We start from the raw sequence: 15648 nt of genomic DNA on the forward strand, positions 1-15648 counted from the left end.
GCTCGGGCACCTACCGTCGTAGCAGAACTCTTCACCAGAGTGCGTCATTGCCAGCCGCTCACCTTTACATTTTTAGCGATGGTAGCCCTGAAGACTGGCTCGTCGACGGGCACGATGAGCGTTGGCACACGATTGCCAATCTAGTTGTTCAATCAGATCCCGCCCGAATCGAAGACATTGAACGTGGCGCATCTCACGAAGAACTCTTGCCACAAGATCCCTTCTACAACACGATCGTTGAATCAATTTCGTCAGGCCTGCCGTCTCACACGCTAAGAAAGTGGAAGACTGGACCCCAATACAAGGCGCGATTCTGCCGCGCATTTGCAGGTGTTCTAACCAAATCAAGGCCGGTGATCTCAGCCTGCTCATTTCAGGAACGCACTCTTAGAGACTCCAAGCAAGCGCTGATGGCATCTTACAATCGCCATCTCGGAGGCATAGAAGGTCGCGGGATCGATTTCGAAGAATCCTTTGACGACAGAGGCCGAAGACGCCTCAAACACTCCTTCGTGCACTGGCGCACCGGTTATCACGAGATTGAAGGGCTTGAAAATCAGATCCTCGTTCTCTTGTTCATGGCTTGGTTCATTGCTGATCAATATCGCTTTTACTACCACAAACTAGTCTCAAGCGGAACATGCGGCTTTGACGAGTTACGGTTAACTGTAGTGTCTGACAAGCTTAGCGGAGATGATGATCTTCGCCATAAAAGCGAGGCGAATTTACGGAACCTCATCGATCCTGAAAACAACGCCGTACAAGTTACTGTTACCCGATCAAGAGCCAGCGACGATTTCTCTGGAGACCTGTTAGCGGACAACTTGGCGGGTTGGCTGAACAGCTCGATGATCGACCCCAGTGGCCCCTATGCGGAGCAAGCCAAAAGTTTGGCCCCGAGCGGCGTCTGGACAGGCTGGCATCAACTGCAACCGTCAAATGATCTACTCACCGCTCGTCCAGCAGTCGATGTTCTGAAGTAGCAAGAGCCGGCGGACTAGCGAGTAAGCGTAGGGCGGATTAGCGGAGCGTAATCCGCCGCTTGACCGGATCGGCGCGTTACGCTTCGGTGACGCGCCCTACACACCGAGCCCTGGGCTCCAACTCCCTCCCCCATGCACCTCCACATCTTCTCCGATCTCCACGCCGACATGGCCGACATCAAGCCGATCGCGGCGCTGCCCAGGGTCGATGTGGTCGTGGTCGCCGGCGATGTCAGTGAGGGGGCGGTGAACGGGTTTGCGCGGCTGCGCGAGATCGTGGCGGAGGATGTGCCGATCGTCATGGTGATGGGCAACCATGAGTCCTATCACCGCACTTTTCCCGAGGAGCTGAAGCTGGCGCGGGCCGAGGCGGCGCGGTTCGGGGTGCATCTCCTCGAGAACGAGGCGGTCGTGCTCGCGGGCGTGCGCTTTGCCGGCTGCACGCTGTGGACCGACTATGCGATCTTCGGCCCCGGCTCTGAGGTCCACACCATGGCGGTCTGCCGCGACCGGATGAACGACCATCGCCGCATCACCTGGCGCAAGCAGCCCTGGCTGCGCTTCCGGCCGCAGGAGGCGCTCGGCCTGCACCGGACCTCCCGCAGCTGGCTCACGGGCCTCCTGGAGACGCCGTTCGACGGCCCGACCGTCGTGGTCACCCACCACGCCCCCGGCTGGGGCTCGGTCGCCGAGCGCTACCGCAACGACCGCGTCACCGCCGCCTACGCCTCCGACCTGTCGGCGCTGATCCAGGCGACGCAGCCGGCGCTCTGGATCCACGGCCACATCCACACGCCCTCGGACTACATGGTCGGCGCCACCCGCGTGATCTGCAACCCGCACGGCTATGGCCGCGAGAACCCGGATTTCGATCCGGCGCTGGTGGTGGAGGTGGTGTAGCCCGCTCGGCGTGGCCGGGCAGGCTCTCTCCTCCGTCATTCCGGGGCGCGCGCAGCGCGAGCCCGGAATCCATAACCACGAGCGGCTATGAGTTGAGAGATGCGGGCCGCGACGATCCGTGTCCACCACAACAGCCTGTGAGTATGGATTCCGGGCTCGCGCTATCGCGCGCCCCGGAATGACAGGTTGAGAGGGATGGGGAGACGGCGGCCTGCGCCGTTGCTGAAACGTTAGGCCTGAGCTCTCAGTGCCATCAGCGCGTGTCGAGTTGCATCACCCACGCCCGCTGCTCCTCCGTATCCGGCACATCGACGCCGCGCGCGGCGGCGATCCGCGCCAGCGCCCCGGCCGCGCTGACGCCGAGCCGGCTCATCACGCAGGCCGCGACGACGGCGGAGCGGCCGATTCCGGCGCGGCAATGGATCAGGACATCAGCGCCGTCCCTCAGCCGCACGGCGACGTCCTGTGACAGCCGCAGCGCGGCGCTGCGGCTGTCGGGACAACCGCGGTCGGGGATCGGGAACGAAACGAAGGCGATGCCGTGGCCCTCGCACAGCGCGACCTCGCGCTGCAAACCGAGATCATGCACCTCGGCCGGCTCCAGCAGGCTAACCACGACGGCGATCCCCTCGCCCGCCCAGCCGGCGATGTCGTCGGCCAGCCAGTCCTCCGCGCGCGGCCGCGCCGCGATGGCGAGGCGGCCAGAGGCAGGCAAGTCGATCCAGTGCAGGCGGGACATGGCGATGATCCTGTCGTGAATGCATGTTCGTGCCCAAGTGAACCGGGCGGCCCCCTGGTCTTCCTCCTCAGGCAAGGCGATGCTATCATTCTCGCATGACGACAGCAGAAGACCTCGAAAAAGCGGTTGAGCAGCTCAGTCGCGACGAGCTGGCGCGGTTTCGCGCCTGGTTCGAACAGTTCGATGCGCAGCTCTTCGATGCGACGATCGAGCAGGATGCTCGTTCCGGCAAGCTCGATGCATTGGCCGACGAAGCCGTCGCGGCGGCCGCTCGCGCGAGCTGTGAGCCACTTCGCGTCATCGAAATTCTGGGCCGCCTATGAGGCGCTGCCGCCGGAGCGGCGGAAGAGATCGAAACCGTAAGCCGCGGTCAGATGCAGCGCCCTCTCCCCTTGTGGGAGAGGGCATCGCCGGCCCATCCATTCACGCGGTTGGGTGAGGGGTTCTCTCCGCGAGGCGTGCGTGTGGCGAGAGACCCCTCACCCGACCGAGCTTGCTGCGCTGTCCTACATGCCCTCTCCCACAAGGGGAGAGGGCGCGGTAACGTGCACCGCGCTCGCCTTCCGACACGTGAGCGCGCGAGGACAATCGCGATGGCGACTACTTGAAGCACACCGACTTGTCGTTCGGGTCGAACGAATTCCCCGGCATCGGCCGCAACGCGGTCAGCTTGGGGTTGGCAGCCAAGAGCCGCTTCGAATACGCCCCCAGCGCGGCGTTCATCGTGTTGAGCCGGTCCTGCGCGTCGGTGCGCTGGAGTGGCGCGGTGATGACGCCTGATGCGTAGACCTCGGCGCGCGACCATTGCACGCCCTGCACGATGCGGCCGACCAGGCGCGATTTCAGGTCGGCGGCGCTGTCACCCGCGGCGCTCTTGCCGCCGACGACGTTGGGCGGCAAGAGGCTCGGGTTGACGATCCAGCCGCGCGGCTTGGCGACGTTGTTGCCGAACAGGATCAGCTCGTCGACGGTGTTGTTCAGCGCCACGTAGTCGCGCAGCGGCAGGCTGACGTCGCCGGTGCCGGTCTCCTGGACATGGCTGGCGAGATGCGGCCCCGTCGCGCAATAGGTGCCGAACACCAGTTTCACGTTGCCGGAGTCCAGATACATGTAGCTGCCGGCATCCGAGCCGCCCGGGGGCGACGGCGCGTCGTCGCCGCAGAAGGTGCCGTGCGAGGAGGCATCCTGGAGGGAGTGCAGATAGAGCCCGATGCGGGCGATCTGCACCGGCACCGGCGGCTTCCGGGGATCGTCGAACAGCACGCCGGTGGTCTTGCTCTTGTCGTCGAGAAAGGATTTCAGCTTGGTGTAGTCGACGACGTCGCTGGTGTTGCTGTTGTCGAGTACCTTGGGGCCGGAGGCGACGTTGATCGCCGGCCCGATGGCGTAGTTCTCGAGCAGCGGCACGGTGCCGCTGATCGTCGCGCCGGACAGGCATTTCGGGCCGCTGAAGTTCGACGAGCCGTTCGGCACGGTGTATCCGACGGTGCACAGCAGGCCCGGTGCCTCGTCGCCCTTCATCGCCCATTGCCGGAGATCATACAGCGTGCCCTGATACACGCTGTCGATGGTGATGGGATAGCCGGGCGGCGGATAGTGGAACGGATACACCGCCTGGACGCCGCTGGCGCCGTGGACGTCGGTGCCCTGCCCGTTCGGCGAGAAGTTCAGCAGGTAATGATACAGCGGCCCGGCGGTCGAGGCGTTGGTGCGCTGGAAGCCGTTGAAGCTCGCGGTGATGTAGCTCGCGCCCGAATTGGTCGACGACGCCTGTCCGCCGCACTGGTCGATCGGCTTGTATTGCGCGTAGTCGGCATTCTCATTGTATGCCGCGATCCAATAGGCCACGTCGGCGCGATAGCCGAGCGCCTGGGCGATGAAATAGGTGGAATCGGCGTGGATCATGCTGCGGCCGGGCGGGATGAGCGCGAACTGCACTGCTTCCAGCAGGCAGCTCCGGTTCAGCGCCTCCGCCGGATCCTTGCAGGCGCTGGCCGGCGCGATGCAGTTCTTCAGCCCGTCCTTCACGCGCGGGATGCAGATGTCCTCCAGGAACGCCTGCGCGGGGCGCGGCGTGGTCAGGCCCAAGCCGAAAACGGCAGATCCCATGACGACGGAGAGGGTCGAGACGGCAAAGCCAATGCGCATGAAAAACTCCTCGGTGATTTGAAATCCGAAAAACGCCTTGTTCAAAAGGGCGAAAGCTCAACAGCCGGCGGCAGCTCCGTGATGCATCAGAGATTCGGCACACCGGATTTGATCCTAGATCAACTGATGAATCAATCTAAAGTTGTCTTGCTGGCGGCTCCGCTCGCTCCCAGGGCAATCGCATGTGACGGTCGCAGTCTTGTGCTCATCTCTTTCCACGTCGTCATGGCCGGGCTTGTCCCGGCCATCCACGTCGGCCGGCAAGCTGAGAACGACGTGGATGCCCGGGACAAGCCCGGGCATGACGGAGTCACTGATCGGCAGAATCGCTCGTCAAGAGACTTCGCATCTCCCCGCTCGCTCCTGCTCTCCGTCGTTGCCAGCCATCACAGCCGTCACGGCTTCTTCACTGGGCGATCCAGTACGCCGAGACGCCTGTGGGTCCATTGAAAGCCGCGGCGTACTGGATGCCCGCCTGCGCGGGCATGACAGCCGAGGTTGTGGCGGCTTGCTGGGTTCACACCGCTTGGCTCATCCGCGCTACCGGCGGAACTGCAGACGGCGCATGCGTTCCATCGACCGAGTTCATCATCATCGCGCGAGCAGTGATTGATCTCGCGCGCGAGCGCCCTACCTGAAGGGGCCGGCCGCCGGCGCCTTTGGCGGATCATGTGTTCCAACCGGCCAGTGGGTTTCAGCATGAGCGCTCAGTCCTCGCCGCACGCATCGACCAACGCCGCCGATGACGGCGGGAGCGCGGCCGTCATCCGCATCGACAGCTTCGCCGCCGCGCGCGAGGTGCTGCGCTCGGGCGACGTCCGGCAGGCCGGCTTCAATGCCGAGCTGGTGCATCGATTCATCGGCCCGCGCCACGCGCCGGTGCTGTACCAGGACGGCGAGCCGCACCAGAAGCAGCGCAGCGCCACCGCGCGGTTCTTCACGCCGCGCGTGGTCGCGACCCGCTATTGTGAGCTGATGGAGGCGACCAGCCGCGACCTCGTGGCGCAGTTCTGCAAAGCACGGCGCGCCCGGCTCGACGATCTCAGCCTGTCGCTCGCGGTGGCCGTGGCCGCCGACATCATCGGGCTGACGGACAGTCCGCGCGATGCGATGGCGGCGCGGCTGAACCGGTTCTTCAGCGCGCCTGTCGGCAAGGGCGCGATCGTGACGCTGCGCAACGCCGTCTTCGGCCAGCTCCGCACCCTCGCCTTCTATTGGTTCGACGTGCGGCCGGCGATCCGCGCCCGGCGCCGCCGGCCGCGCGAGGACGTCATCTCGCATCTCCTGGCGGAAGGCTATTCCAACCGCGAGATCCTGACCGAATGCCTCACCTATGGCGCCGCGGGGATGGCGACCACGCGCGAGTTCATCGTGATGGCGGGCTTGCGGCTGTTCGAGGACGATGCGCTGCGCGCGCGCTTTCTCGCTGCCGACGAGCCGGAGCGCATGACCATTCTCGAGGAGGTGCTGCGGCTCGAGCCCGTGGTATCCACGCTGAAGCGCCGCACCGCCTGCCCCATGACGCTGCACACCGATGCGGGCGCAACGACGATCCCGGCGCGCAGCCTGGTCGAGATCGACATCGGCGCCGCCAACCGCGACGAAGCCGCCGCCGGCGCCTGCCCGCATCAACTCGATCCGGATCGCGTGCGCCCGGCCAAGGGCTCCGCCAGCCTGCTGAGCTTCGGCGATGGCCCGCACCGCTGCCCCGGCGCCGCCGTGGCGCTGCACGAGGCCGCAATCTTCCTCGATCAGCTGATGCGCGTGCCAGGATTGAAGCTGGAGCGGCGGCCGACCAAGACGATCAACCCGGTGAGCAGCGGCTATGAGCTGCGCGACGCGATGATCGTGGTGGGGTGAGGTGAGATTGCCAGCCTCCGCCCGGCGTCATTTGGTGATCATCTCCGTCCATGGTCTCCCAAGGCATCCACATCCTCCGCTGTCATGCCCGCGCAGGCGGGCATCCAGTACGCCGTGGCCGCAGTGATCAAGCCGCACCGCCGCGGCGTACTGGATCGCCCGGTCGAGCCGGGCGATGACGGTGGTGTTTGTAGCACCGGCGCCGGCCTCTCCGACGACGGCTCAGCAGCCGTTACGCCGTACGATGCAATCGGCGCGCTTCCTCAGCGCAAGCCCCCCGTCACATGCAACGTCTCGCCCGTCACATAGGACGCATCATCCGACGCGAAGAACGCGACCGCGGCGGCGATCTCCTCGGCCTTGCCGACGCGGGCCAGCGGCGTGGCGGTCTCGATCCATTGGCGCATCTCGCCCTCGTGGAAGCCGGCGGCGATCACGCCTTCGGTGACGACCATGCCGGGATTGACGGTGTTGACGCGAATCTTGCGCGGCGCGAGCTCCTTCGACAGCACCGAGGAAATGGAATCGACCGCGGCCTTGGTGGCCGTGTAGACGGCGCCGTTCGGAGGCGCGATCGTCGACACGCCCGAGGAAATATTGACGATGCTGCCGCCGGCCGGATTGAAATGCCGCGCCGCCTCCTGCGACACCAGCAGCAGGCCGAGCACGTTGAGATCGAACTGCTTGTGGAAGTGCTCCGGCGTGATCGCGTCGAGCGGCGCGAATTCGTAGACGCCGGCATTGTTGACGAGGATGTCGATCGGGCCGAGCGCCTTGACGGTGTCGGCGACGGCGGATTTCACCTGAGCCGAGTCAGTCAGATTGCCGCCGACCGCGACCGCCTTGCCGCCCTTGGCGGTGATCGCAGCGACCACGCGCTCGGCGCCGTCCTTGCTGGCACTGTAATTGACCGCGACCGCCGCGCCTTCCGCCGCCAGCCGCGCCGCGATCGCCGCGCCGATACCCTTCGAGGCGCCGGTCACCAGCGCCACCTTTCCTGCCAGTCTGCTCATCTCGCTCTCCCCTGCGCCCACGGCGCATGCTTCAATCGTTCAGAACTAGTGAACTATTGAACCGGCGCAAGGGCGTCGCTATATCTTTTTTCATGGCGCCATTGTTTCACCCGTCGCGGGACGACATCACCCTGGCCGGCGTGCTCTCAGCCCTCGCCGACCCGATGCGGCTGCGCATCGTCAAGGGCCTGATGGAACAGAGCGACTGCATGTCCTGCACTGCGGCCGCGCCCTGCCCGGACATTCCCAAATCGACGCTGTCGAACCACTTCCGCATCCTCCGCGAGGCCGGCCTGATCCAGACCACGAAGAAGGGCGTCGAGCATCGCAACGTCGTGCGCGAGGCCGACCTGAACGCGCGGTTCCCGAAGCTGTTGAAGACGATCTTGGCGTCCGCCGAATAGCGCGAACGTGGGGCGGGCAAAGGCGCGCCGCTGTCGATCACATGGGGTACGCTCTTTCGCGCGCCGTGCCCATCGCCCGCACCCACCGGCGCCGATGGTGGGCACGCGCGCCTCCGGCGTTGTTCTGCCTACCCCGATTGCGCTGATCGCCTCTGCCTCTGATTTTCGCAGAGCATCCGCATTCACCTCCGTCATGCCCGCGCAGGCGGGCATCCGGTACGCCGCGGCCGCAATGATCAAGCCGCATCGCCGCGTCGTACTGGATCGCCCGGCCTGGCCGGGCGATGACAACTGAGTCTGCGGTACGGACGACGGCCTGGCGACAGCTCAGCCAGCCCGCTGCGCTCGCAATGACAGAGTTCGGAGTGCTACTTCTCCTGCTCCATCGTCACCGCGACCGCTCCCACCGCCGACAGTCGCACCTTGTCGCCTTCGACGTCGGCGACGAGGCTCTTGTCGATGAAATGGTGATGGCCCTTGTGGCTGCCCTCGCCGCTGTCCTTCTTGGTCAGCTTGATGCGATTGCCGTCGACGCGATCGACGGTGCCGACATGCACGCCGTCGGCGCCGATGACTTCCATATGTTCCTTGATGTCGTGCATGACGAACTCCTCTGCGGCTGATGTGAGAGCTGCGTCAACCGGCTGATGAGCCAAGGGTTCCGTCGCCCGGCGGGCTCGCAATGACGACGGAACGGCTGTTCGCACGATCGGGCTTCCGCCTTGCCCCCGTCGCACACTTCCGACAAAAATAAATCTATTGCCATTTATCCGAACTTATGATCATCTCTCTTCATCCCGGCCCGCGAGAGGGGCGCTTCGCGATCGTCACGAGACGTAGGGTCTGGGGATGCGGTGGCTGCGAGTTTGCTGCAGCGGGCCTTGCGCTCGCCGACGAACGGCAGGCTTGCGGACGTGAAGACGCGTGGTCCTGGCCTCCCGGTGCTGAGGCCAAGCCGGTGGTGATGATCCGCTGGCGACGGGGTCAAGAAGCCGGTCCCCGGGGAGATCGCGACATAAGCGTGAAAACCATCGCGCGGGGAATGCCGGGTGTTCTCGGCTGAACCTGTGGTGACTGCCGCCTGCTTATCTTCTGCAGGCGGGCCATGGGTGCGGCCAGCGCCCGGCATTCCCCGCGCCCTCTCGCTTCGGAGGGCCGACGACCGGCAAGCCTCGGGCGCCATCTGCGCCGCGGGATCGCGCTCGCGCGGGCGGTGCTACGCCTTGCGCACGGTGCCGAGGAAGCCCTCGACCGCCACGCGAAAACGGTCGGCATCGTCGGACATGCGACGCACGGACTCGACCATCGCAGCCCCCGCATTGCCGGTCTGGCGGTTGAGCGCGGCGACCGAACCGATCGTGTCGGTCACGGCGCGGGTGCCCAGCGCCGCCTGCTGGAAGTTGCGCGAGATCTCGGTGGTGGCGGCGCGCTGCTCCTCGACGGCGGCCGCGATCGCGGTCATCTTCTCGTCGATGCCGGAGATGTTGAGGCTGATGGCGCGGATCGCCTCGACCGATTCGCCGGTGGCGGCCTGGATCTCGGCGATCTGCCGGGTGATGTCGTCGGTGGCGGTCGCGGTCTGCGCCGCGAGGTTCTTGACCTCGCCGGCGACCACCGCGAAGCCGCGGCCGGCCTCGCCCGCGCGCGCCGCCTCGATGGTCGCGTTGAGCGCCAGCAGGTTGGTCTGGCTGGCGATCGCGGTGATCATCTTGACCACCTCGCCGATGCGGTTGGCGGCGCGGTCGAGCATCTCGACGGTGGCGTTGGTCTGCGCCGCCTTCTCGACCGCCTGGCGGGCGTCGGCCGCGGAGGCCTGCACCTGGGCGGCGATCTCGGAGACGGAGGCCGTCAGCTCCTCGGTGGCCGCGGCGATGGTCTCGAGATTGCTGGTCGCGGTTTCCGCGGCGCTGGCGACGGCGGCGGTCTGCTCGGTGGAATCGTCCACCAGCCGGCGCACGTCGGTGGCGGAGGTGTCGAGCTGGCCGGTGGAGCCGCTCATGCTGACGATGACCGCCTGCACGGTGTCGTCGAAGCTCCGGCAGGCGCTGTCGATCGCCTGCGAGCGCTCCAGCCGGCGGCCCTGGTCGAGCTCGCGCTCGCGCGACAGCTGGTCGGCGGTGGCGGCGCTCTCGCGCAGGCCCTCGAGCGCGGCGGCCATGGCGCCGAACTCGTCGGCATGGGCGAATTGCGGCACCGGGGTCTGGTAGTCGCGCTGGCCGATGCGCTGGATCGCCTGCATCAGCGCGCCCACCGGGCGCACCAGGCGAACGCGGACCGCGCGCAGCGCCAGGCCGGCCACCACGAGCGCGGCGAGGAAGGCGATGGACTGCACGATCAGGCTGCTCAGCGCCGCGGTCCTGATCGCCTCGGCGCGCGCGATCGAGCCGTCGAGCGCGGTCATGCCGATGGCGATGATGCCGGCGAACGGGCCCTGGCAGAACGCGTTCCATTCGGGGGCCGGCATCGCCGGCTTGCCGCTGCCGTCGAAGCCCTTGGTGAGCTGGTCCATGCGCTGTTGCGCGGCATCGACCTCGGCGCGCGAGGACTTCACGACCGAGGCGAGCTGGGTGCCGCCTGCGCCGGCCAAGAGGTCGTCGAGACCGGCCCAGCCGGCCGCGACGGTGCCGCGCCACTGGCCGATCGTGCCCTTCTGCGCGTCGTCGAGCGGCTTGGAGGCATTGATGTTCGGGCGCATCGCCGAGCATTGCAGCCCGTAGCGGTCGCGGACCTGCCAGGCCAGCCGCCGCGCCTGCACCATCTTGGCGATGGTCGGGTCGGTCATCCAGGCCCGGTTGGACACCGCGAGCGAGGCCGCATTGGCGGCGTCGAGCGTCTTGGTCATCGCGTCGTACCAGGCCTGGGTGCGTGCGAGCACCCGCTCGGGCCGCGGCTTGGCGGCCTCGTCGAACAGCAGCCTGAACTGCGGAACCGTCGCCTCCCAGCTCGATTTCAGCCTGGCCGTGAGATCATCCCGCTCGGGCATGTCGACGCCAGCGAGCGCCGTGACGATGCCGTCATAGCCCTTGGCCTCGATGGCCTGATATTCGGTGAGCTTGGCGCGCGGATCCTCCTCGCTGAGCAGCACGCTCTGGATGTCGCCGCGATGGGCGCGCATCACGAGGACGTTCTGGAAGATCGCCTTGTCCGCCGCCGTCAGTTGCTCGGTCGCCACGCTCTCGCGATAGCGGCCGGCAGCGCCGCTCATCAGGATTGCCGTCGACACCAGGATGCCGGCCGCCAGGACCGACAGGAGCACCATCAGCAGGGTACTGACCGACTTCTTCATCACGCACCGCCTCACACCATAAAGTGGCAGGATGGCGCAATTGCACAAATTCTTCCTTAACCATGGACCGGCACACCGACAGCCGAGGTAATCAGTTGCCGAACAGCCCTGCTCCACTCCAACAAAAATCGCGCAAGCCGCAGCGGAGCGGCCGTTGGCGCAGGCTGCGGCGCGATATGGAGCGAATCGCACCACGCGCTGCGCGGTGGCTGGGGCGGCAGGCGAGCGCGGCGCCGCGGTGGCTCAAGCTGACCTGCATCGCCGGACTGGCGCTCGGCACCTTCGCGCTGGTCAATCTGGCCTATCACGTCGTCCGCAAGCCGACCGAGTTGTTCGTGGTGACCGGCCACTCGCTCGACAAGGAGCCGGACGAGACGTGGCGGCAATACGGCACGCTGTTCCGCGCGCATGCGACACGCGCGATCACGGCGGAGCTGCTGGCAGCTCTGGCGCAGACCGAGAGCTCCGGCAATCCGGTGGCGCGCACCTATTGGCGCTGGCGCCTGGCGTGGAATCCGTTCGCGCTGTATCAGCCGGCCTCGAGCGCCGTGGGCTTGTTCCAGATGACGGATGGCGCGTTCGCCGATGCGTCCCGCTTCTGCATCCGCGATCACGAGGTCGTCAGCGACGGCTGCGGATCGCCGAGCCTGTACGTCCGCGCCTGGCCGCCGCACGCGGTGGCGCTCACGGTCATCTCGCTCGACCGCCAGGTCGCTTCGGTGCTCGCGCGGCACCCTGCCGCAAAGCCGACGGCGCAGCAGAGGCAGGATCTCGCCGCCGTGATCCATCTCTGCGGCGCCGGTCCTGCATCAGGCTTCGTCCGCCGCGGCTTCAAGCCGGACGATGGCGAGCGCTGCGGCGACCACTCGGTGGCGGGCTATCTCCGCAAGCTCAATGCGATGAAGAAGCAGTTTCAGAAGCTCGCAGCACCGGAGCGGAGCTGACGTATCGTCGGCGCGCGCCAGCATCGGCCGCCGCCCTGCTCCGCGTTAAGCACGTCGGACGTGCCGCTGTGGGCAAGACGCCGCCGTTAAGACATTGGCAACGAACTGCCGCGCATTTTCTCCATCCCATTAGTACAGGAGTCACCATGTCAGAGATCGGCATTCCCGGCGCGCGCATCCGGTCCTTCGTCGAACGGATCGAGCACCTCGATGGCGAGTTGGCGGAACTGAACGAGCAGAAGAAGGAAGTCTTCGCCGAGGCCAAGGGCGAGGGCTTCGACGTCAAGATCCTGAAGGAGATCATCAAGCTGCGAAAGCAGGACCAGGAAGAGCGCGACGAGCACGAGACGCTGCTCGACACCTATATGCGAGCCATGGAAGCGGCCGAGACGGAAACCGCCAAGGTCCCCGAGAAAAAGGCGGCCTGAGACCCGGCTGGCTCGGCCAGCGCCATCTCGACAACGACAGCGCGCGATGGCTCTGCAACGCGCGCTGTGACTGCGGCCGTAGGCGATTTTCCTTGCCCGGTTCCATGCGAGCCTCTAACGCTGCGCCACGCTTCTGCCAGCGCCCGAGGATGAGATGACCGACGCGATGACCTGCCCGCAATGCCGCTCCGAGCACGCTTATCAGGACGGTGCCTTGTGGGTCTGTCCGGAATGCGGTCACGAATGGAGCGGTGACGCCACCGGTGCCGCTGCGGCCGATGACGACACCAGCATCCGCGACGCCAACGGCAATGTCCTCGCTGATGGGGACAGCGTCATCGTCATCAAAGACCTCAAAGTGAAAGGCTCTTCCTCGGTGGTGAAGGGCGGCACCAAGGTGCGCAACATCCGCCTGCAGGAAGCCAGCGACGGCCACAACATCGCTTGCAAGATCGACGGCATCGGCCAGATGAACTTGAAATCGGAGTTCGTGCGCAAGGCCTAGCCTTCAATCCTCCCGGAACATTTCGCGACGCCGCGGCGTTCGGTTGAACAACGGGAGAATGACCATGCTGACGGACGACCAGATCGCAACGCTTGCGGATATCGGTCAGGCGATCGCCTTCTCCCCCGCGCGGCAGGACGAGATCGACGGCCTGATCCGTGAGGGCTACGTCGCCAAGGATGGTGACATCTACGAGTTGACGGCGAAAGGCCAGAAGGTGCTGACGGATCGGGGCGCAGGCCTCAACGAAGCCTGAGCGGACGATCCCGCACCGCCGACTTGCGCTCTGACAGCCGGTCGGCCGCCAGACACCTGCACCATCACGCCCGGATCAAACGGACCCTGGTGCCCCAGGGATCCGCGGTCTCCAAACCATTCGTGAGCGTCGTCAGCACGGCACCGGCCCGACGCAGCCGCGCCTCCTGTCCAGCGAGAAGCTCTTCGCCGCGAACCTCGAAGGAGAACCAGGACAAGCCGGTGGTGCCATCGTCACGGCGGCCGGCGCCGGCGCTGCGCCAGGTGTTGGCGCCGATGTGATGGTGATAGCGGCCTGACGACAGGAAGGCGGCGCGGTCGATCGTGCGCGTCGGGCTGAGGCCGATCAGCCCGGTGTAGAACGCCGCGGCCTGACCGATATCGCCGACCTTCAGATGGACATGACCGATCCGCAAGTCCTCCGGCGCGCCGGCGTAGTTCGTGGTGCGCGCATCGGTGAGCCCGACCAGATCGTCGAGGTCGAGCTGCTCCGTGCCCATGCGAACCGAGCCGTCGCGCCACTGCCACAACTCGGGGGCGCGGTCGGCGTAGACCTCGACGCCGTTGCCTTCGGGATCGTCGAGATAGACGGCCTCGCTGACATTGTGGTCGGCAAAGCCGGTCAGCGGCGTGCGGTTGCGCGCGACATGCACCAGCCAGCGCGCGAGGTCCTTGCGGGTCGGCATCAGGAAGGCGGTGTGAAACAACCCGGCGGCGCGCGGCGATTCGCGATTCGCATCCGGGCGCGGCTCGAGCTCGACCAGCGCCACGCCGCCGGCGCCGAGCCGGACCGACGTCTCCGTCCGCTGCAACACCGAGAGGCCGATGACGTCGCGGTAGAAGCCAGCGACCTTGTCGGGATCGTTCACGCGCAAGGTCACCATGCCGATCCGAATCGGCGTCCGGCTCGCGAAGGTCGGGCCCGGCGCGGTGCTCTCGCCCCCGCCCTCAGCGCGCGCGGCGGCGATGGCGGCCACTGTGATCGATGAAACGCCGGCCAGCTCAAGAAGCGCGCGGCGGGTGAAATCGACTGTCATCACGTCCCCCAGAATGGTCCGTCTTCCTACGGAACCGCCGCCCGAGGACGCAAGTCCGCCGCCTATCGCCCCCGTCACGTCCGTGTGAAATACGGTATCCGAACGCTGCCCGCATTCGGAATGCAGCGGCGAACCGGGGCCTTCAGGACAGCCGCCCCTGAACGCCTCAGGACTGCGCAGGCGCTGCCTGCAGTTTGGCTTCGGCGCACGACGATCGTAGCTCAAATTGAAGCAGAGTGGACGTAGCTACATCCAAACAGCCAACTGATCAGCAGCGCAGGAGATCGGCACTCGGAGCGATGCGTGACGTAAGCAGTGAATCCATCACGTTTCTGTCGCCATGAAGTGACACCCGTATCAATCCTTCCCGTAGCAGCACGGCCTGGATTCATAACTTGGCATGAACTCTGCTTTCTCGATCCTCACCGGGTCCCACTCTTTGGAGGCAGAATCAACGTGCTCGTCACTCTCGTCGCAATGCTATGCAACGGCCAGCTCTGCATGGAGAAGGTCGTTACCAACAGCGAGATGTCCGGCATCACGATGGCATCATGCGCAGTCAGTGCGCAGATCGGCATCGCAGACTGGATGTCGAAGGGTCCTTACCACGAGTGGCATCTGCAGAGTTACAAGTGCGTCGCCGGCAAGTACGTGCCGAAGACCCACGCCTGATCGCGTCCCCGGCTGGCTGGCGCCCGGATCCACGGGCCCGGCCGCCGGATCCGCCGTCGCGTGCAGCACTGTCGAACGTTGGACGCTCGCGACGTCGCGTTCGGGACAAGCGCGGAAGGAAAACGGCGCTGCTTGTGCGCAAATGAGCCCAGCAGCGGCGTTTTTCAGGCCAGCTCACCGCTGGCCCGCTTCCTGCAACACCCCCTCGTGTCAACGAAGGGATGCGTGTCATGCCGTTCTACAGCTTCCATTGCGCCACCTGCGCGCAGGACGTCGAGTTGCTGATCGGGATTTCGGAAAAGCCGGTGTGCCCCACCTGCGGCGGGCGCAAGCTCGCCCGTCTGCCCTCGCTTCCGGCGCCGCCGGCGCGGAGCCCCGGCATGATCAAGGCAGCGCGCGCGCAGGCTGCCCGTGAGGGACATCTCAGCAATTTCAGTCGAGCCGAACGGAAGAAGGGCTGATCCCCGGATGGCG

17 protein-coding genes are annotated in these 15648 nt (G+C 66.0%); 11 read left to right on the forward strand and 6 right to left on the reverse strand.

The window, feature by feature from the left end:
• Window positions 1-47: 47 nt before the first annotated feature.
• Window positions 48-983 (forward strand): hypothetical protein, encoded by a 936-nt coding sequence (locus tag HL666_RS27785; RefSeq protein WP_172184722.1) that lies wholly within the window; start codon window positions 48-50, stop codon window positions 981-983.
• Window positions 984-1115: 132 nt separating this feature from the next.
• Complete coding sequence (locus HL666_RS27790; RefSeq protein WP_172184724.1) at window positions 1116-1883, forward strand: metallophosphoesterase; 768 nt, start codon at window positions 1116-1118, stop codon at window positions 1881-1883.
• A 253-nt stretch (window positions 1884-2136) separates the two neighbouring features.
• On the opposite strand, the gene HL666_RS27795 is transcribed toward HL666_RS27790, so the two are convergent.
• Window positions 2137-2622 carry a phosphatase domain-containing protein gene (locus tag HL666_RS27795; RefSeq protein WP_172132064.1) on the reverse strand — a complete coding sequence of 162 codons (486 nt, stop codon included), beginning with the start codon at window positions 2620-2622 and terminating at the stop codon, window positions 2137-2139.
• A 95-nt stretch (window positions 2623-2717) separates the two neighbouring features.
• On the opposite strand from HL666_RS27795, the gene HL666_RS27800 reads away from it, so the two are divergent.
• Window positions 2718-2945 (forward strand): hypothetical protein, encoded by a 228-nt coding sequence (locus HL666_RS27800; protein ID WP_172132065.1) that lies wholly within the window; start codon window positions 2718-2720, stop codon window positions 2943-2945.
• A gap of 277 nt (window positions 2946-3222) precedes the next feature.
• Here the strand turns inward: HL666_RS27800 and HL666_RS27805 are convergent, their stop codons facing one another.
• Complete coding sequence (locus HL666_RS27805) at window positions 3223-4770, reverse strand: hypothetical protein (protein ID WP_172184726.1); 1548 nt, start codon at window positions 4768-4770, stop codon at window positions 3223-3225.
• A gap of 699 nt (window positions 4771-5469) precedes the next feature.
• Between HL666_RS27805 and HL666_RS27810 the strand changes: the two genes are divergently transcribed.
• The gene (locus HL666_RS27810) at window positions 5470-6630 is read left to right on the forward strand and encodes a cytochrome P450 (RefSeq protein WP_172184728.1); all 1161 of its coding nucleotides are present in this window, start codon (window positions 5470-5472) and stop codon (window positions 6628-6630) included.
• 263 nt (window positions 6631-6893) lie between these two features.
• Here the strand turns inward: HL666_RS27810 and HL666_RS27815 are convergent, their stop codons facing one another.
• On the reverse strand, window positions 6894-7643 hold the full coding sequence (locus tag HL666_RS27815; RefSeq protein WP_172184730.1) for an SDR family NAD(P)-dependent oxidoreductase: 750 nt from the start codon (window positions 7641-7643) through the stop codon (window positions 6894-6896).
• A 92-nt stretch (window positions 7644-7735) separates the two neighbouring features.
• Between HL666_RS27815 and HL666_RS27820 the strand changes: the two genes are divergently transcribed.
• Window positions 7736-8047: an ArsR/SmtB family transcription factor gene (locus tag HL666_RS27820; protein WP_172109477.1), complete on the forward strand. Its 312-nt coding sequence runs from the start codon at window positions 7736-7738 to the stop codon at window positions 8045-8047.
• 368 nt (window positions 8048-8415) lie between these two features.
• On the opposite strand, the gene HL666_RS27825 is transcribed toward HL666_RS27820, so the two are convergent.
• Together HL666_RS27825 and HL666_RS27830 are read right to left on the reverse strand one after the other, a co-directional pair.
• Window positions 8416-8649, reverse strand: coding sequence for a DUF2171 domain-containing protein (locus tag HL666_RS27825; protein ID WP_172109478.1), 234 nt, complete (start codon window positions 8647-8649; stop codon window positions 8416-8418).
• A gap of 614 nt (window positions 8650-9263) precedes the next feature.
• On the reverse strand, window positions 9264-11333 hold the full coding sequence (locus HL666_RS27830) for a methyl-accepting chemotaxis protein (protein ID WP_172109479.1): 2070 nt from the start codon (window positions 11331-11333) through the stop codon (window positions 9264-9266).
• Window positions 11334-11509: 176 nt separating this feature from the next.
• Between HL666_RS27830 and HL666_RS27835 the strand changes: the two genes are divergently transcribed.
• The 4 genes from HL666_RS27835 (at window position 11510) to HL666_RS27850 (ending at window position 13466) form a co-directional block, all read left to right on the forward strand.
• The gene (locus tag HL666_RS27835; RefSeq protein ID WP_376698628.1) at window positions 11510-12277 is read left to right on the forward strand and encodes a lysozyme family protein; all 768 of its coding nucleotides are present in this window, start codon (window positions 11510-11512) and stop codon (window positions 12275-12277) included.
• Window positions 12278-12423: 146 nt separating this feature from the next.
• Window positions 12424-12705: a DUF2312 domain-containing protein gene (locus HL666_RS27840; protein WP_172184732.1), complete on the forward strand. Its 282-nt coding sequence runs from the start codon at window positions 12424-12426 to the stop codon at window positions 12703-12705.
• Window positions 12706-12859: 154 nt separating this feature from the next.
• On the forward strand, window positions 12860-13210 hold the full coding sequence (locus tag HL666_RS27845; protein ID WP_172109481.1) for a zinc ribbon domain-containing protein YjdM: 351 nt from the start codon (window positions 12860-12862) through the stop codon (window positions 13208-13210).
• A gap of 64 nt (window positions 13211-13274) precedes the next feature.
• Window positions 13275-13466 carry a hypothetical protein gene (locus tag HL666_RS27850; protein ID WP_172132070.1) on the forward strand — a complete coding sequence of 64 codons (192 nt, stop codon included), beginning with the start codon at window positions 13275-13277 and terminating at the stop codon, window positions 13464-13466.
• A 64-nt stretch (window positions 13467-13530) separates the two neighbouring features.
• Here the strand turns inward: HL666_RS27850 and HL666_RS27855 are convergent, their stop codons facing one another.
• Window positions 13531-14502, reverse strand: coding sequence for a VOC family protein (locus HL666_RS27855; protein WP_172132071.1), 972 nt, complete (start codon window positions 14500-14502; stop codon window positions 13531-13533).
• Between the two features lie 456 nt (window positions 14503-14958).
• Here HL666_RS27855 and HL666_RS27860 point away from each other — a divergent pair, with 456 nt between their 5' ends.
• Both HL666_RS27860 and HL666_RS27865 read left to right on the forward strand, forming a co-directional pair.
• A complete protein-coding gene (locus HL666_RS27860; RefSeq protein WP_172109484.1) occupies window positions 14959-15174 on the forward strand; it encodes a hypothetical protein in 216 nt (71 codons plus the stop codon).
• A 230-nt stretch (window positions 15175-15404) separates the two neighbouring features.
• Window positions 15405-15635: an FmdB family zinc ribbon protein gene (locus tag HL666_RS27865; protein ID WP_172109485.1), complete on the forward strand. Its 231-nt coding sequence runs from the start codon at window positions 15405-15407 to the stop codon at window positions 15633-15635.
• The last annotated feature ends 13 nt before the right edge of the window (window positions 15636-15648 follow it).

This window comes from Bradyrhizobium aeschynomenes (assembly GCF_013178945.1).
Lineage (GTDB): Bacteria > Pseudomonadota > Alphaproteobacteria > Rhizobiales > Xanthobacteraceae > Bradyrhizobium > Bradyrhizobium aeschynomenes.

Excerpts from the sequence above, each read along its gene's own strand:
- HL666_RS27790 (WP_172184724.1), top strand. The coding sequence starts at position 1,116 with ATGCACCTCCACATCTTCTCCGATCTCCACGCCGACATGGCCGACATC.
- HL666_RS27795 (WP_172132064.1), bottom strand. The coding sequence starts at position 2,622 with ATGTCCCGCCTGCACTGGATCGACTTGCCTGCCTCTGGCCGCCTCGCC.
- HL666_RS27800 (WP_172132065.1), top strand. The coding sequence starts at position 2,718 with ATGACGACAGCAGAAGACCTCGAAAAAGCGGTTGAGCAGCTCAGTCGC.
- HL666_RS27805 (WP_172184726.1), bottom strand. The coding sequence starts at position 4,770 with ATGCGCATTGGCTTTGCCGTCTCGACCCTCTCCGTCGTCATGGGATCT.
- HL666_RS27810 (WP_172184728.1), top strand. The coding sequence starts at position 5,470 with ATGAGCGCTCAGTCCTCGCCGCACGCATCGACCAACGCCGCCGATGAC.
- HL666_RS27815 (WP_172184730.1), bottom strand. The coding sequence starts at position 7,643 with ATGAGCAGACTGGCAGGAAAGGTGGCGCTGGTGACCGGCGCCTCGAAG.
- HL666_RS27820 (WP_172109477.1), top strand. The coding sequence starts at position 7,736 with ATGGCGCCATTGTTTCACCCGTCGCGGGACGACATCACCCTGGCCGGC.
- HL666_RS27825 (WP_172109478.1), bottom strand. The coding sequence starts at position 8,649 with ATGCACGACATCAAGGAACATATGGAAGTCATCGGCGCCGACGGCGTG.
- HL666_RS27830 (WP_172109479.1), bottom strand. The coding sequence starts at position 11,333 with ATGAAGAAGTCGGTCAGTACCCTGCTGATGGTGCTCCTGTCGGTCCTG.
- HL666_RS27835 (WP_376698628.1), top strand. The coding sequence starts at position 11,510 with ATGGAGCGAATCGCACCACGCGCTGCGCGGTGGCTGGGGCGGCAGGCG.
- HL666_RS27840 (WP_172184732.1), top strand. The coding sequence starts at position 12,424 with ATGTCAGAGATCGGCATTCCCGGCGCGCGCATCCGGTCCTTCGTCGAA.
- HL666_RS27845 (WP_172109481.1), top strand. The coding sequence starts at position 12,860 with ATGACCGACGCGATGACCTGCCCGCAATGCCGCTCCGAGCACGCTTAT.
- HL666_RS27850 (WP_172132070.1), top strand. The coding sequence starts at position 13,275 with ATGCTGACGGACGACCAGATCGCAACGCTTGCGGATATCGGTCAGGCG.
- HL666_RS27855 (WP_172132071.1), bottom strand. The coding sequence starts at position 14,502 with ATGACAGTCGATTTCACCCGCCGCGCGCTTCTTGAGCTGGCCGGCGTT.
- HL666_RS27865 (WP_172109485.1), top strand. The coding sequence starts at position 15,405 with ATGCCGTTCTACAGCTTCCATTGCGCCACCTGCGCGCAGGACGTCGAG.